The organism is Gaetbulibacter sp. M240, from assembly GCF_043876815.1.
Classification (GTDB): domain Bacteria; phylum Bacteroidota; class Bacteroidia; order Flavobacteriales; family Flavobacteriaceae; genus Gaetbulibacter_A.
This window is the reverse complement of record NZ_JBAWKA010000001.1, coordinates 950,666-966,013: the sequence shown is the minus strand read 5'-3', so window position 1 is coordinate 966,013 and position 15,348 is coordinate 950,666. Positions and strand designations below refer to the sequence as shown.

11 protein-coding genes and 1 tRNA gene are annotated in these 15,348 nt (G+C 38.1%); 8 read left to right on the top strand and 4 right to left on the bottom strand.

The features are described 5' to 3' along the window. Nucleotides 1–158: 158 nt before the first annotated feature. Nucleotides 159–1,832 carry a transcription termination factor Rho gene (rho, locus tag V8G61_RS04300; protein WP_394874213.1) on the top strand — a complete coding sequence of 558 codons (1,674 nt, stop codon included), beginning with the start codon at nucleotides 159–161 and terminating at the stop codon, nucleotides 1,830–1,832. Nucleotides 1,833–2,017: 185 nt separating this feature from the next. On the opposite strand, the gene rpsT is transcribed toward rho, so the two are convergent. From rpsT to proS, 3 genes are all read right to left on the bottom strand, one after another. After that, a complete protein-coding gene (gene rpsT, locus V8G61_RS04295) occupies nucleotides 2,018–2,269 on the bottom strand; it encodes a 30S ribosomal protein S20 (protein ID WP_394874212.1) in 252 nt (83 codons plus the stop codon). Between the two features lie 22 nt (nucleotides 2,270–2,291). Next, nucleotides 2,292–2,363, bottom strand: a tRNA-Glu gene (locus V8G61_RS04290). A 167-nt stretch (nucleotides 2,364–2,530) separates the two neighbouring features. Continuing rightward, the gene (proS, locus tag V8G61_RS04285; RefSeq protein WP_394874211.1) at nucleotides 2,531–4,009 is read right to left on the bottom strand and encodes a proline--tRNA ligase; all 1,479 of its coding nucleotides are present in this window, start codon (nucleotides 4,007–4,009) and stop codon (nucleotides 2,531–2,533) included. Between the two features lie 99 nt (nucleotides 4,010–4,108). Here proS and V8G61_RS04280 point away from each other — a divergent pair, with 99 nt between their 5' ends. From V8G61_RS04280 to yidD, 5 genes are all read left to right on the top strand, one after another. Further along, a complete protein-coding gene (locus V8G61_RS04280) occupies nucleotides 4,109–5,320 on the top strand; it encodes a hypothetical protein (RefSeq protein ID WP_394874209.1) in 1,212 nt (403 codons plus the stop codon). A 65-nt stretch (nucleotides 5,321–5,385) separates the two neighbouring features. Further along, nucleotides 5,386–6,912, top strand: a complete 1,527-nt coding sequence (locus V8G61_RS04275) for an outer membrane protein transport protein (RefSeq protein ID WP_394874207.1) — start codon at nucleotides 5,386–5,388, stop codon at nucleotides 6,910–6,912. A gap of 264 nt (nucleotides 6,913–7,176) precedes the next feature. Continuing rightward, on the top strand, nucleotides 7,177–7,854 hold the full coding sequence (folE, locus tag V8G61_RS04270) for a GTP cyclohydrolase I FolE (protein WP_394874205.1): 678 nt from the start codon (nucleotides 7,177–7,179) through the stop codon (nucleotides 7,852–7,854). Between the two features lie 69 nt (nucleotides 7,855–7,923). After that, complete coding sequence (gene cysS, locus V8G61_RS04265; protein WP_394874204.1) at nucleotides 7,924–9,408, top strand: cysteine--tRNA ligase; 1,485 nt, start codon at nucleotides 7,924–7,926, stop codon at nucleotides 9,406–9,408. Between the two features lie 44 nt (nucleotides 9,409–9,452). Further along, nucleotides 9,453–9,677, top strand: a complete 225-nt coding sequence (yidD, locus tag V8G61_RS04260; RefSeq protein ID WP_394874203.1) for a membrane protein insertion efficiency factor YidD — start codon at nucleotides 9,453–9,455, stop codon at nucleotides 9,675–9,677. 7 nt (nucleotides 9,678–9,684) lie between these two features. Here the strand turns inward: yidD and V8G61_RS04255 are convergent, their stop codons facing one another. Beyond that, nucleotides 9,685–11,145, bottom strand: coding sequence for an aminoacyl-histidine dipeptidase (locus V8G61_RS04255; RefSeq protein ID WP_394874201.1), 1,461 nt, complete (start codon nucleotides 11,143–11,145; stop codon nucleotides 9,685–9,687). A 72-nt stretch (nucleotides 11,146–11,217) separates the two neighbouring features. On the opposite strand from V8G61_RS04255, the gene V8G61_RS04250 reads away from it, so the two are divergent. Then, nucleotides 11,218–12,303 (top strand): DUF3810 domain-containing protein, encoded by a 1,086-nt coding sequence (locus V8G61_RS04250; protein WP_394874200.1) that lies wholly within the window; start codon nucleotides 11,218–11,220, stop codon nucleotides 12,301–12,303. A gap of 57 nt (nucleotides 12,304–12,360) precedes the next feature. After that, on the top strand, nucleotides 12,361–15,339 hold the full coding sequence (locus V8G61_RS04245) for an amidohydrolase family protein (protein WP_394874199.1): 2,979 nt from the start codon (nucleotides 12,361–12,363) through the stop codon (nucleotides 15,337–15,339). Nucleotides 15,340–15,348: the final 9 nt, after the last annotated feature.

Below are 15,348 nucleotides of genomic sequence, written 5' to 3'. Positions count from 1 at the left end.
TTTTCGAAAATTAACGTTAAAAATTAAAATAAAGTTGTATTATTGCATAAGATATTCTCATCGACTGCAGTTGTTGTGGTCTTTTCTTCAGAATAACAAATCAAAACATTTTCAAAGTAATTATACTCTTAAAAATTATTTTTTTCAAATAAACTTCAATGCTTGAAATTTCAGAATTAAAAGAAAAGAAATTAGCAGATTTACAAGAAATTGCTAAACAGCTAAGTATTCCTAAATACAGATCTTTAAAAAAATTAGATCTTGTTTATCAGATTTTAGATAAGCAGGCGGCCAATCCGAAGGTGGTTTCAACTGTAGTTGAATCTGCCATTGACACTAAGTCTAAGCAAGATCAGGATAAAAAACCTAGAAAACGCGTTGAGCGATCAAATAATAAAGGACCTCAAAATCAGCCTAAGAAATCTGATGAGAATTCTAAAAAACCCGATGATCATTCTAACAAAAAGGATTCCTCTAAAAAGGACACTCCTGTGAAGGATAATTCAAAGCAGAATACCCAACAGAAACCTGATACGCGCTCAAAGGCGGATTCGAATTCTAGCAAAAACGATAAAAACACTCCTGATAACAAACAAAAAACTCATCAGAAGAAAGATCATAACCAAAATAAAAATCAACATAAAGGTCCGAAGAGCCCTAATGTTGATAAAGGCAACAAAGATAACCGCAATCGTTACCGCGAGCCGGATTTTGAATTTGATGCTATTATTGAAAGTGAAGGCGTCTTAGATGTCATGCAGGATGGCTACGGCTTTTTACGTTCATCTGATTACAACTATTTATCGTCGCCTGATGATATTTATGTGTCGCAGTCTCAAATTCGTTTATTTGGTTTAAAGAAAGGTGATACTGTTTTAGGAAACGTTCGCCCTCCCAAAGAAGGTGAAAAATACTTTCCTTTAATTAAAGTTACCAGAATTAATGGTCAGAAACCGGAAGTGGTGCGAGACCGAGTATCTTTTGAACACCTTACACCACTATTCCCAAAAGAAAAATTCAATATTGCCGAAAAACAAAGCACCATATCGACTCGTATTATGGACCTGTTCTCGCCTATTGGAAAAGGACAGCGTGGTATGATCGTATCGCAGCCAAAAACCGGTAAAACCATGTTATTAAAAGACGTGGCTAATGCTATTGCTGCAAATCATCCTGAGGTTTATTTAATGATTTTGTTGATCGATGAACGCCCTGAGGAAGTAACTGATATGCAGCGTAACGTGCGTGGTGAAGTAATCTCTTCAACCTTTGATAAAGAAGCTCACGAACATGTGAAAATTGCAGATATTGTTTTGGAAAAAGCAAAACGTTTGGTAGAATGTGGACATGATGTCGTTATTCTTTTAGACTCCATTACCCGTTTGGCCAGAGCTTACAACACCGTACAACCGGCTTCTGGTAAAATATTAAGTGGTGGTGTGGATGCCAACGCGCTTCATAAACCAAAACGTTTCTTTGGTGCTGCAAGAAATATTGAAAATGGTGGATCCTTAACCATTATAGCGACTGCACTTACTGAAACAGGTTCAAAAATGGACGAGGTTATCTTTGAAGAATTTAAAGGAACCGGTAACATGGAGCTACAATTGGATAGAAAAATATCGAATCGTCGTATTTTCCCTGCTATCGATCTTACGTCCTCAAGTACGCGTCGTGATGATCTGTTATTAGATGAAAATACGATTCAACGTATGTGGGTAATGCGCAAATATTTAGCGGATATGAACCCGGTTGAGGCTATGGAATTCATTAACGAGCGTTTTAAGCAAACGCGAAACAACGAAGAATTTTTAATATCCATGAACGGATAATTACACGAGTTTAACTAGACTAACTCAAATATAAAAAGCCTTAGCAATACCAAATATTGTTAGGGCTTTTTTGTATTTAAACGAAACGCTATTTGTGCGCAATAAATAAGGATGATTGGAAAAAACAGGCACAAAAAAAAAGCTTCTCCAGAAAGAGAAGCTTTTTAATATTGTAATGTTTTTACTTATAGCGTTTCGATATGCTTTGCTAAACCTGACTTTAAATTAGCGGCCTTATTGTCGTGAATGATATTTTTCTTTGACAATTTATCGATCATCGACACAACTGTTGGAAACATTTTCTCAGCTTCTTTCTTATCAGTTAGCTCACGTAACTTCTTAATAGCATTACGCGTTGTTTTGTGCTGGTATTTGTTTACCACACGCTTTGCTTCGTTACTTCTAATTCTTTTTAATGCTGACTTATGATTTGCCATGTTTTGTTTTTTATTAAAATTGTAGCCCGTAGGGGAATCGAACCCCTCTTACCAGGATGAAAACCTGGCGTCCTAGCCGATAGACGAACGGGCCATTTATTCTTGTGACACCGTTAATCAATATTGATTAACTTCAAACTGTTTCAATTAACTACACAACGTTTCCATTGCGGATGCAAAAATACAACTATTTTTAAATGTTGCAAGACCAATATAATTTTTTTTCTAAAAATTTTTAAAAGCCTTTTTTAAGTCTAAATTTTAGTATGCTTTTGCGAACAAAACCCGACCTTTTGAGGGTTTTCCGGAATAGATACACACCCCATCCTCAGCGGGCTGATCCAATGGAATACAACGAATCGTCGCTTTAGTTAGTTCCTTGATTTTATCTTCTGTCTCATTCGTGCCATCCCAATGTGCGGATATAAATCCTGTTTTGGTTTCTAAAACCGATTTAAATTCCTCAAAAGTTTCTACCTCTGTGATGTGCGAATCCCTAAATTCAAGTGCTTTTTTGAAAATCGATTCTTGGATCTCCTTTAATAAATCCTGAATATGATCTTCTATACCTTCAAGTGCTATAATATTCTTGGTTAAGGTATCCCGACGTGCTAATTCCACCGTTTTATTTTCCAGATCTTTAGGTCCAATAGCAATACGTAATGGTACACCTTGTAATTCATGTTGTGCAAATTTAGCTCCGGGTCTCTGGGTGTCTCTATTATCATACTTAACAGAAATACCTTTAGCTCTTAACCTTGAAACGATATTATTAGCAACTTCCGAAACAGCTTCAAATTGCTCTTCATTTTTATAAATGGGCACAATAACCACCTGATTAGGCGCTAAATTTGGAGGTAAAACTAGGCCCTGATCATCGCTATGCGTCATAATTAAAGCCCCCATTAAACGCGTTGACACCCCCCATGAGGTAGCCCAAACATAATCTTGTTGGCCTTCTTTATTGGCAAACTTAACATCAAAGGCTTTGGCAAAATTTTGGCCCAAAAAGTGAGATGTTCCTGCTTGAAGTGCTTTCCCGTCCTGCATCAAGGCTTCAATACAATAAGTCTCTTCGGCGCCGGCAAAACGTTCACTTTCCGTTTTAACACCTTGTATTACCGGAATAGCCATAAAGTTTTCAGCAAAGGTGGCGTACACATTATTCATGAGTTTAGTTTCTTCCAAGGCCTCTTGTTTGGTAGCGTGCGCCGTGTGTCCTTCTTGCCATAAAAATTCAGCTGTTCTTAAAAATAAGCGGGTGCGCATTTCCCAACGCACCACATTGGCCCACTGATTAATAAGTAAAGGCAAATCGCGATAGCTCTGGATCCAGTTTCTGTAGGTATTCCAAATAATAGCTTCGCTTGTTGGGCGAACCACCAACTCTTCTTCCAGTTTCGCCTCAGGATCCACACGAAGTTTTCCAGGGTTTTCAGGGTCGTTTTGAAGTCTGTAATGGGTAACAACAGCACATTCCTTTGCGAACCCTTCAGCATTTTTTTCTTCGGCCTCAAACAAACTTTTTGGCACAAATAGCGGAAAATAAGCATTTTGATGTCCTGTTTCTTTAAACATTCGATCAAGTTCAGCCTGCATTTTTTCCCAAATAGCATAGCCATAGGGTTTAATTACCATACAGCCTCTAACCGCCGAATTCTCCGCGAGATCAGCCTTGACAACCAATTCGTTGTACCACTTGGAATAATCTTCCGCTCTACTTGTAAGTTTTTTACTCATATTAGCTTTTTGGCACAAATATTGTGCATATGTTAAATAAAAAAATAGTTCAGCAAAACTAACTATTTTTGTAATGTTCAACAATAAAATCTTTTAGATATGCGACTTTATAACGACCTAAATAAGAAATTGCAATTTGCCCCCCTACTTGGCTTATTGCTTATTATGGCCTCCTGTGGGTCATATCAATATGTTGGCGTGGAATCCGATGGTATTTACGGTGAGCCTGAAATGCGTGTTAATCCACAACAACGTGAAGATGTTATTGTTGAAATCCCAAATCAAAACAATAGTGATTATTACGAGAATTATTTTAAGAACAAAGCCATGGAGTATGACGTCATGATTGAAAATAGTGATATTTTCACTGATGTAGATAGTTATACCAGTGATACTTATGTTGAAAACGATTCTTTAGTAGATAATACCCAAAACTATGTTGGTTGGGGACAAAACAGTAATAGTGTTACCATTAATTACATCGATAACGGTTGGAACAACTGGGGCTGGAACAACTGGGGTTGGAATAGCTGGGGTTGGAACAACTGGGGATGGAATCGCTGGGGCTGGAACAACTGGGGTTGGAACAACTGGGGATGGAATAGTTGGGGTTGGAACAACTGGGGCTGGAATAGCTGGGGTTGGAATGATCCATTTTGGAACCCGTATTTCGGAAACTATTATGCGGGATGGGGTTATTACGGAAATGCGCCTTACTATAATTCTCGAAGCGGCTATTATGGTAGAAGATCTTCATTCAGTGCCAGCCGAAGAGGTAGCTATGCGACCACATCTTATCGTGGTGAAAGTAATTTAAATAACAGAACCCAAGGGCGTCGTAGCTCTGCGTTACGAAATAGCACTTCCGTGACCTCAAAATATAATAGTTCGCGAAGAAACAGTAGTAATATAATCAATAACTCTTATCGTAATAATACATCTAATATGAGACGGAGTTCAGGAACTGCCAGTAACTCAAGAACAGCTACGAGAAATTACACATCTCGATACAGTGCTCCCGGTAATTCTGGAGTAAGACGTAGTTCATCAGTTATCAGAACGCCTTCCGGGAATTCTACATCCAGAGGATCTTCAACCATAAGAGGAAACTCGAGCTACAGAACCCCATCAACTATGCCTAGCAGAAGCTCACGATCGCTATATACACCATCAAGTAGTAGCAGATCCAGTTCAGGCTACACCCCGAGCAGAAGTTCTTCTTCATCAGGATCTTCAGTGAGATCATCAGGCGGAGGAAGTTCTCGTGGATCATCATCAGGTGGAAGTCGTGGAGGCCGAAGAGGAGGTTAATCCGATTGTTTTTACTTAATTCAGAATTTGTCAATTTAAGCCTTTAAGGGCTAATAAAATCGCTTATGAAAAAATTAACTTTATTATGTCTTGGGATACTCTCTATTTCTCTAATGCAGGCCCAGGATATTTCAGATGCTTTAAGATATTCTCAAAATACCATTGAGGGAACGGCACGTTATCGTGCCCTAAGCGGTGCTTTTGGAGCCCTTGGTGGCGACCTTAGTGCTATGAGTAGTAACCCTGCAGGGGGCGCCGTATTTATTCAAAGTAATGCTTCTTTTTCACTTTCCATTAACAACGAAACTGATGACACCAATTACTTTAATGGATTTGGATCAATTTCAACACGCAAAACAGATCTTAGTCAAGGTGGCGCTGTGTTTGTATTCAGAAATAATTCGGTTTCACCCTGGCGGAAATTTTCAATTGGTGTCACCTACGATCGCACCAATAACTTCAACAACACCTGGTTCGCCGTAGGCACAAATACCAACGATGACGGCCAGTTTAGTAACTCTATTACAAGCTATTTTTACGATTATGCCGATGGTTTGCGCTTAGATGAGATTTCGGCATTACCAGACGAAACACTAGGTGAAGCTTACCAAGCAATTGGAGAAATATACGGATTTGCAAATCAGCAGGGCTTTTTAGGTTTTGAATCTTTCTTGCTAGAACCGGAGGATATTAACAACGATGCTAACTCGGTATACTTCGGGAATGTAGCACCCGGTAATTTTACACATGATTATACATATGCAGCAACAGGATATAATGGTAAGGCTAGTTTTAACCTAGCTACTCAATATAAGGAGAACCTGTATTTAGGTCTAAATTTAAATACCCATTTTATTAACTATAATCGAAGTACTGTTTTACTGGAAGACAACAATAATGCCGGATCTGTGGTAAATTTTGTAGATTTTGAAAATACCTTATCAACTACCGGGAATGGGTTTTCATTCCAATTGGGTGGTATACTTAAATTAGGGGATTCATGGCGATTAGGTGCTGTATACGATTCTCCGATTTGGTACAATATCAACGATGAAACAACCCAGTATATTGCGACTGATGGGGACAACGGTTTTATTGAAGTGAATCCTCAAGTGGTAAATATTTATCCAACTTATAGGCTTCAAACACCATCTCAAATCACAGGTAGTGTCGCTTATGTATTTGGTCAGCAAGGACTCATAAGTTTTGATTATGCCGTTAAGGATTACAGTAAAACGAAATTTAAACCGGAATCCGATTCTTTCTTTAATGACCAGAATAATGCCATGGCTAATATTTTTGATGTCTCACAAACCTATCGACTAGGTGGTGAGTATAAATTAGAGCAATGGAGTTTGCGTGCTGGCTATAGATTTGAGGAAAGTCCTTATAAGAACGGTTTTACAATAGGAGATCTAACAGGCTACTCTTTTGGAGTTGGTTATAATTTCGGGAATACCAGATTAGATCTGACTTATGACACCTGGGAGCGCACGGATAATCCTTCATTATATAATGTGGGCTTATTGGATACAGCTACAGTGATACGATCGAATTCAAATATCATCCTATCCCTGAGCCTAAACATATAAGTGAATAAGAAATTAAATTAAAACCCAGACAACTTGTTGTTTGGGTTTTTTCTTTTTTAAAAATGTAATGAATAATTACAATTACAGACTATATCAGCCCTGTATAATTGTTTGTTAAGATAAAACATAACAAAACTGTTTTGTTTATCTTTGCAGACTGAAAAGCAGATTTTTCATATTGTGATAAACCAATCAAAAATGGCTCTATCACAGATACTTGGAGTTTTTAAAGTAATAACTCCATTAAAATTAAAGCACAGACAGATGAAATTTGGAAAAAATTTGGAAGAATTTGAATCTTTAGGAGATGATCACATCAGTACTTCGGCAAACACACCAATGCGTAACGATGCGTTTAAATTATCAAATGAAGAAAAAATAGATATCATTAAAGACGATGTACGTCATATCATGGAAACTCTTGGACTCGACCTTTCTGATGACAGTCTCAATGGTACGCCAAACAGAGTTGCTAAAATGTTCGTGAACGAAATTTTTGGCGGACTTAATCCTGATAAAAAACCCAAACCTTCAACTTTTGAAAATAAGTACAAATACGGTGAAATGTTAGTGGAGAAAAACATTACCCTATACTCTACCTGCGAGCATCACTTGTTACCAATTGTTGGAAAAGCACACGTTGCTTACATATCAAATGGTACCGTAGTAGGCCTGTCTAAAATGAATCGTATTGTAGACTATTTCGCTAAAAGACCCCAGGTCCAGGAACGTTTAACCATCCAGATTGTTAAGGAATTACAGGAGGTATTGAATACTCAGGATGTCGCCTGCGTTATTGATGCCAAACATTTATGTGTCAATTCCAGAGGTATTCGCGATATAGAAAGTAGTACCGTAACTTCGGAATTTGGAGGAAAATTTAAAGATAAGGCCGTAAGACGAGAGTTTTTAGATTATATAAATCTCGACACCTCGTTTTAACCAGATTATTTAAAACCTTCCATTGATCGAAAACTCAGTTACCAGGACCTTAACAAGCGCAACCGAACCATGACGCCACTTTACAAAAGCCAAAATATTCAAATATACAATTCATTAAGCGGAGAAAAAGAAGCATTTAAACCATTAGATGAAGGTTATGTAGGGATGTATGTATGCGGACCAACCGTTTATAGCAATGTCCATTTAGGAAACGTAAGAACCTTTATGTCCTTTGATGTGATCTTCCGTTATTTGAAGCATTTAGGTTATAAAGTGCGTTATGTACGCAATATTACAGATGCAGGTCACTTGGAAAATGATGCTGATGTTGGTGAAGACCGCATTGCGAAAAAAGCGCGTTTAGAACAGCTGGAACCTATGGAAGTAGTACAACGTTACACTGTAGATTTTCACAACATCCTGGATAAATTTAATTTCCTTCCGCCAAGTATTGAACCTACGGCCACAGGACATATTATTGAACAAATTGAGCTCATAAAAACCATTATTGAAAATGGTTTTGCTTATGAAGTTAATGGTTCTGTGTATTTTGATGTGCATAAGTTTAATGAAACACATGATTACGGAAAACTGAGTAAAAGAAAACTAGAAGACCTCATTCATAATACGCGTGCTTTAGACGGTCAGAGCGATAAAAAGAATCCGCAGGATTTTGCGCTTTGGAAACGTGCTGAGCCCCAGCATATCATGCGTTGGCCGTCACCTTGGAGTGATGGTTTTCCAGGCTGGCATCTGGAATGTACAGCCATGAGCACAAAATATCTTGGGGAGCAATTTGATATTCACGGTGGTGGCATGGATCTGAAATTTCCACACCATGAGTGTGAGATCGCACAAAATGAAGCTGCAAAAGGTCAAACCCCTGTAAATTATTGGATGCATGCCAACATGCTTATCATGAATGGTAAAAAAATGGCAAAATCTACTGGGAACTATATTCTACCGGGTGAGATTTTCACCGGTAATAATTCAAATATCACGAAAGCCTTCGAACCGGGTGTAGCACGATTTTTTATGCTACAGGCCCATTATCGCAGTATTTTAGATTTCACAAACGACGGACTTCTAGCAAGCGAAAAAGGGTTTTATCGTTTGATGGATGCTATCCAGGTTATGAATGATTTGAATGCTTCTCCATCATCAAGTATTGATATTACAAGCTGGAAACAATCGTGCTATGATGCTATGAATGATGATTTCAATTCACCTATACTCATAGCCCATTTATTTGAAGCGGTAAAATACATCAACCAGTTAAAAGAAGGTTCTGAAACACTAAGTGAAGTAGATTTAAAAAATTTCAAGGAAACGATTCATGCTTTCGTTTTTGATATTCTTGGTCTTGAAACCACATCAAATAAAACCGCCGGAACAGATAAATTATCCGGGGCTGTTGAGCTATTAATTAAAATGCGCCAGGAAGCACGTATCAATAAGGATTTTGCGCTTTCTGATAAGATCCGCGATGAATTGGCCGCTTTAGGAATTCAGCTTAAAGATGGTAAAGAAGGCACTACTTTTTCTTTAAACTAAGCTTAAAGTACTATAAAAACTTTCCTCAAACAAGGAAAACCGGTATGCTAAAAAAAATACTTATAGCACCCTTTTTATTCTTGATAAAAGTCTATCAGGTTCTTATTTCACCTCTAACACCACCAACTTGTAGATACAGTCCTACCTGCTCAAATTACGCCAAAGAAGCTCTACAAAAGCACGGGATTTTGAAAGGCGGTTGGCTTGCTTTGAAACGGATTTTGAGTTGTCATCCTTGGGGTGGTTCCGGGTATGATCCCGTGCCTTGAAGGGCTCTTATTTTTTTGGAATTTGTTTTAGAATTTCCTGTACAAAAATCCAAAATTTTTGAACCGAAGAGATTTGTACACGCTCATCAGGGGAATGCGCTCCTCTTATATTTGGTCCAAAACTGATCATATCCATATCAGGATAATTTTGTCCTAAAATACCACACTCTAAGCCTGCATGGCAAGCCGCTACATGTGGTTTTTCCTGGTTCAACGATTCATAAAGATCTTCCATAACCTTTAAAATAGGGGAATCCATATTCGGTGCCCAACCGGGATAATCACCTGAAAATTCAACCTCGCAACCGGTCAATTCGAAGGTAGCTCTCAAGGCATTGGCCAGATCCCATTTCGAACTCTCAACCGAAGATCGAGTTAAACAACCAATATGGATCTTTCCATCTTTCACAACCACTTTGGCTATATTATTTGAGGTCTCAACCAGATCAGGAATGTCTGGACTCATACGATAAACACCATTTAGAGCCGCGTAAATTGCTTTGGTAAGGCCTTCCTGAACCCCGAGATCCATAATGTTCTTCGGCGTATTTGATTTAGATATGATAATATCCAACTGCGGTTCCAAAACTTTAAACTCCTTTTTTATCATATTCGATAATTCGGCAATATGTGCCACGAAAGCTTTTTCTTTCTCTGTATCGATCGCCACCGTTGCTGAACTCTCGCGGGGAATTGCATTGCGTAACCCACCGCCATTTATTTCTGATATTCGTAAACCAAAATATTCAAAACCATCGAATAGTAAACGGTTCATTATTTTATTCGCATTCCCCAGACCTTCATGGATCTGCATACCGGAATGACCTCCCTGCAAACCTTTTACTTTTATAGTATATCCTATTTTAAATTCAGGTGTTTCCTCCTCATCATATTGTCTTGTCGCCGTTACATCAATGCCTCCAGCACAACCAACACCAATTTCATCATCTTCTTCCGTATCCAAATTCAATAATATAGTCCCACTTAAAATGTCACTATTTAAACCCATCGCACCCGTCATTCCGGTTTCTTCATCAATTGTAAAAAGTGCCTCGATCGCGGGATGTGCAATATCTTTACTTTCTAAAATAGCCATAATAGTTGCAACGCCTAAACCATTATCAGCACCAAGAGTTGTGCCTTTAGCACGAACCCAATCACCATCAACATACATCATGACACCCTGAGTATCAAAATCGAAGACCGTATCGTTGTTTTTTTGATGAACCATATCCAAATGTGATTGCATTACCACGGTTTGCCGATCTTCCATTCCCTTGGTAGCCGGTTTTCTTATGATCACATTGCCAACAGCATCCTCAAGAGTTTCTAAACCCAAATTTTTACCAAAATCTTTCATAAATGCAATGACACGTTCTTCTTTTTTTGAAGGTCTTGGCACCGCGTTCAAATCGGCAAATTTATTCCAAATGGCTTGTGGTTCTAGCTGGCGTATTTCTTCGTTCATTATTTTTAATTTTAGATTTACAAAGATACGTATAAGGATGCGGAATTATAAATTGTTTACTATTTTTGAGACATGCCGAAAAACAAAAAAAAGTACATTGCGTTATTACTCATTCCACAGGTTTTTCTGGTAAAACTTTTATCGCTTTTTCCTGATTTTATTGAACACTATTACAGCCTCGGTCTGTATCCGTACATATCAAATATATTACGATTCATGTTGGGCTGGCTTCCGTTCTCATTTGGTGACATCGTTTACGCGCTAAGCACAATTTATATCATCCGGTGGTTCATCATCAATAGAAGACGTTTTAGGAAAGACACAAAGGGTTGGCTAACTGATGTTTTTGCAGCCTTATCGGTAATCTATTTTGCATTTCACTTTTTTTGGGGACTTAATTATCATCGATTACCGCTTCATAAAAATCTTCAATTAAATTCAGACTATACCCAAGAACAATTGGTTTCCGTGACGAATAATCTTATTGAGAAAACCAACGCCATTCACTTAAAAATTACAAAAAACGATACTATTAAAGTAACGATTCCATATAAAGAATTAGAGATCTTTAAAATGGTTCCTACCGGGTATCATAATTTAAGAACAAGTTTTCCTCATTTAGACTACACCACGAAAAGCATTAAAAAATCCCTTTACAGTTTCCCATTAACTTATATGGGTTTTAGTGGCTATTTAAATCCGCTGACCAATGAGGCTCAGGTTGATGGGATGATTCCGATTTTCAAATATCCAACCACAGCATCACACGAAGTTGCCCATCAACTAGGTTACGCTGCAGAAAATGAGGCAAATTTTATAGGTTGTTTAGCTGCCATTAACCACGATGACATCTTTTTTAACTATGCCGGTTACACCTTCGCACTGCGGTTTTGCCTAAACGAAATTTATTTCCGGGATCCGTGTTTATATGAAGACATGGTTGCGGATGTTAACGAAGGTATTCTTAAAAATTACCAGGAAGTTCGTGAATTCTGGGAAGCGCATGAAAATCCTGCGGAACCTTACTTCAAATTATTTTATGGTAACTTCCTGAAAGTGAACAAACAAAGTAAAGGCATGGAAAGCTACAGTTACGTTGTCGCCCTGATAACCAACTACTTCGATGAAAATTCCTCATCAAAAGTTAAAAAAATCTAAATATAATTCAATCCATAGTTAATTTTTTTACTTTTAGAGCAAAATTGATTAATAGCTATGAATAGAAAATTTTTTCTGTATATCACCATGTTCTTTTGCATGATGATAGACGCACAAGACTATTTCCCTAAAAACAATGGTGTAAAAACTGTAAACACAAACTACAAAGCCCTAACGAATGCCAAAATTTATGTAACACCTACTGAGATTATTAACAATGGGACCTTACTTATTAAAGATGGTAAGGTAGTGGGAGCAGGTAGCAACATGTCGATTCCTGAAAATACGGTTATTTTCGATTTAAAAGGCAAGTTTATCTATCCTTCCTTTATCGATCTATATTCTGATTTTGGTATTGACCAACCTCAAAGATCTTCCGGCTGGTCGCGATCAACGCAATACGAGGCTACAAGAACAGGTTACTACTGGAATGATCACGTGATGCCTGAACAAAAAGCAATTGAAGCTTTTAAATACGATACTAAAAAGGCCTCAGAACTCCTCGAGGCTGGTTTTGGCGTGGTGAACACCCACATTCATGACGGTATTGTGCGTGGCACCGGACTTTTAATTTCGTTGAATAATAACAACGGGAACCAATATCGTGTTCTGGATGATAACTCCGGACAGTATTTTTCATTTTCTAAAAGTGTTAAATCACAGCAATCCTATCCTTCATCTATAATGGGTAGTATGGCCCTAATTCGTCAGTTATATATTGATGCAGATTGGTATAGCAAAGGTCAGATCAAAACCAAAGATTTGTCTTTAGAAGCTTTCAATAGAAATAAACCGTTGGTTCAATTCTTTGAAGCTGGTAGTCGTCAAAACATTATGCGTGCTGATAAAGTTGGCGATGAATATGGTGTGCAATACGTGATTTTGGGTGGCGGCGACGAATATGAACGCATTGAAGACCTTAAAAACACAAACGCCACTGTAATTCTTCCATTAAATTTCCCTGATGCTTTTAATGTGGAAGATCCTTTTGCAACAGAGAATTTAAGTTTGGCAGACCTCAGAGCCTGGAACCAAAGTCCTTACAATCCAAAATTACTGGCAGACAACAATATTACTTTCGCATTTACTACGGCGAAACTTAAATCTATAAAGGAATTTAAAACCAATTTATTAAAGGCGATAGCCGCCGGATTAAGCGAAGAAAAAGCTTTGAAAGCCTTAACTACTGTACCCGCGAGCATATTGGGCAAAACATCAGAAATTGGCTCACTGAGAAATGGTAGTTTGGCAAATTTTATTATTACCTCCGGAGATATTTTTGATAAGAACACCATGTTCTACGAACACTGGATCCAAGGTGATAAAACCGTTTTTGAACCTGTAAACACTAAAGATATCCGTGGCGATTATGAATTTGCAATAAATAAAACACCTTACAAACTCAATGTTTCAGGCTCCTCCATGAGCAAGTTGAAATCAAAAATAAGTTCTAAAACGCAAACTTTCGGTTCTAAAATAACCTATGACAACAACTGGGCAAAACTGAGTATGACTACAGCTGATAGCACAGCAAATACGTTTATTCGCATCGTAGGAAAAGTAGATGAACAAGGCGGGATCTCTGGAAAATTAATTCATCCAGACGGCAAGGAATCTGCGTTCTATGCAAAGCGCACAGCCTCAAAATCTGAGGATGAAGATAAAAAAGAAGCAGAAAATAGTACTTCGGTATATGCCATGACCCCTGTAACCTATCCTAATAAAGCTTATGGTTTTGAATCGTTACCAGAATCAGAAACCATTTTATTTAAAAATGCCACTGTTTGGACCAATGAAGATGCAGGTATTTTACGAAATACCGATGTTCTGGTAAAGGATGGTAAAATTGCAAAAATCGGTAAGAACCTTTCTAATTCCCGGGCTCAAGTCATTGACGCTACCGGAAAACATTTAACCGCCGGCATTATTGATGAGCATTCACATATTGCGACCTCTTCGGTGAATGAGGGGGGTCAAAACTCATCGGCCGAGGTGAGTATTGAAGACGTTGTTGATGAAAAAAGTATTGGTATTTATCGTGATCTAGCAGGCGGTGTAACCTCTATTCAAATATTACATGGTTCGGCGAATCCAATTGGTGGGCGTTCCGCTATCATTAAATTAAAGTGGGGCGAATCAGCTCAAAATTTAATTTATAATAACAGTCCGAAATTTATCAAATTCGCCTTGGGCGAAAATGTAAAACAGTCGAACTGGAGTAGTGGCTCGCGTTTCCCGCAGTCACGTATGGGTGTGGAACAGGTATTCACAGATTATTTTGCACGAGCTCAAGCTTATGATTCTTTGAAGAAAAGTGGCAAGCCCTACAAACGTGATATTGAACTCGATGTATTAGCCGAAATTTTAAACAAGGAACGATTTATTTCCTGCCATTCATATGTACAAAGTGAGATCAATATGCTCATGAAAGTAGCTGAGAAATTCAACTTCAGAGTGAACACTTTTACTCACATTCTTGAAGGTTACAAGGTAGCTGATAAAATGGCTGAACATGGCGTTGGAGGTTCTACGTTTAGCGACTGGTGGGCCTATAAATATGAGGTTAAGGATGCCATTCCGTATAATGCTGCCATCATGCACAATGCGGGTGTTACCGTGGCCATAAACAGTGATGATGCTGAAATGTCCAGACGCTTAAATCAGGAAGCTGCCAAATCTGTAAAATATGGTGGTATGACTGAAGAAGAGGCCTGGAAAATGGTTACTCTCAACCCAGCTAAATTATTACATATCGATGATCGCGTGGGTAGTGTAAAAGAAGGTAAGGATGCCGATCTGGTATTATGGTCTGACAATCCACTTTCTATCTACGCTAAAGCGGAAAAAACCCTCATTGAAGGAGCAACATATTTTGATATTGCTAAAGACAAGGAAATGCGTGAAGCTATCAAAAAAGAACGAAGCGCACTGATCAATGATATGATGCTAGACAAAAACAAAGGTTTAAAAACCAAGCCTATTTCCACGAAGGAAGACGTGCATTTACACTGTGATTCAATGGATAGCGGAATTTAAAAAACAATG

Bases quoted from the DNA above. Each gene is read 5' to 3' on its own strand.
- rho (WP_394874213.1), top strand. From the start codon at position 159: ATGCTTGAAATTTCAGAATTAAAAGAAAAGAAATTAGCAGATTTACAA.
- rpsT (WP_394874212.1), bottom strand. From the start codon at position 2,269: ATGGCAAATCATAAGTCAGCATTAAAAAGAATTAGAAGTAACGAAGCA.
- proS (WP_394874211.1), bottom strand. From the start codon at position 4,009: ATGAGTAAAAAACTTACAAGTAGAGCGGAAGATTATTCCAAGTGGTAC.
- V8G61_RS04280 (WP_394874209.1), top strand. From the start codon at position 4,109: ATGCGACTTTATAACGACCTAAATAAGAAATTGCAATTTGCCCCCCTA.
- V8G61_RS04275 (WP_394874207.1), top strand. From the start codon at position 5,386: ATGAAAAAATTAACTTTATTATGTCTTGGGATACTCTCTATTTCTCTA.
- folE (WP_394874205.1), top strand. From the start codon at position 7,177: ATGAAATTTGGAAAAAATTTGGAAGAATTTGAATCTTTAGGAGATGAT.
- cysS (WP_394874204.1), top strand. From the start codon at position 7,924: ATGACGCCACTTTACAAAAGCCAAAATATTCAAATATACAATTCATTA.
- yidD (WP_394874203.1), top strand. From the start codon at position 9,453: ATGCTAAAAAAAATACTTATAGCACCCTTTTTATTCTTGATAAAAGTC.
- V8G61_RS04255 (WP_394874201.1), bottom strand. From the start codon at position 11,145: ATGAACGAAGAAATACGCCAGCTAGAACCACAAGCCATTTGGAATAAA.
- V8G61_RS04250 (WP_394874200.1), top strand. From the start codon at position 11,218: ATGCCGAAAAACAAAAAAAAGTACATTGCGTTATTACTCATTCCACAG.
- V8G61_RS04245 (WP_394874199.1), top strand. From the start codon at position 12,361: ATGAATAGAAAATTTTTTCTGTATATCACCATGTTCTTTTGCATGATG.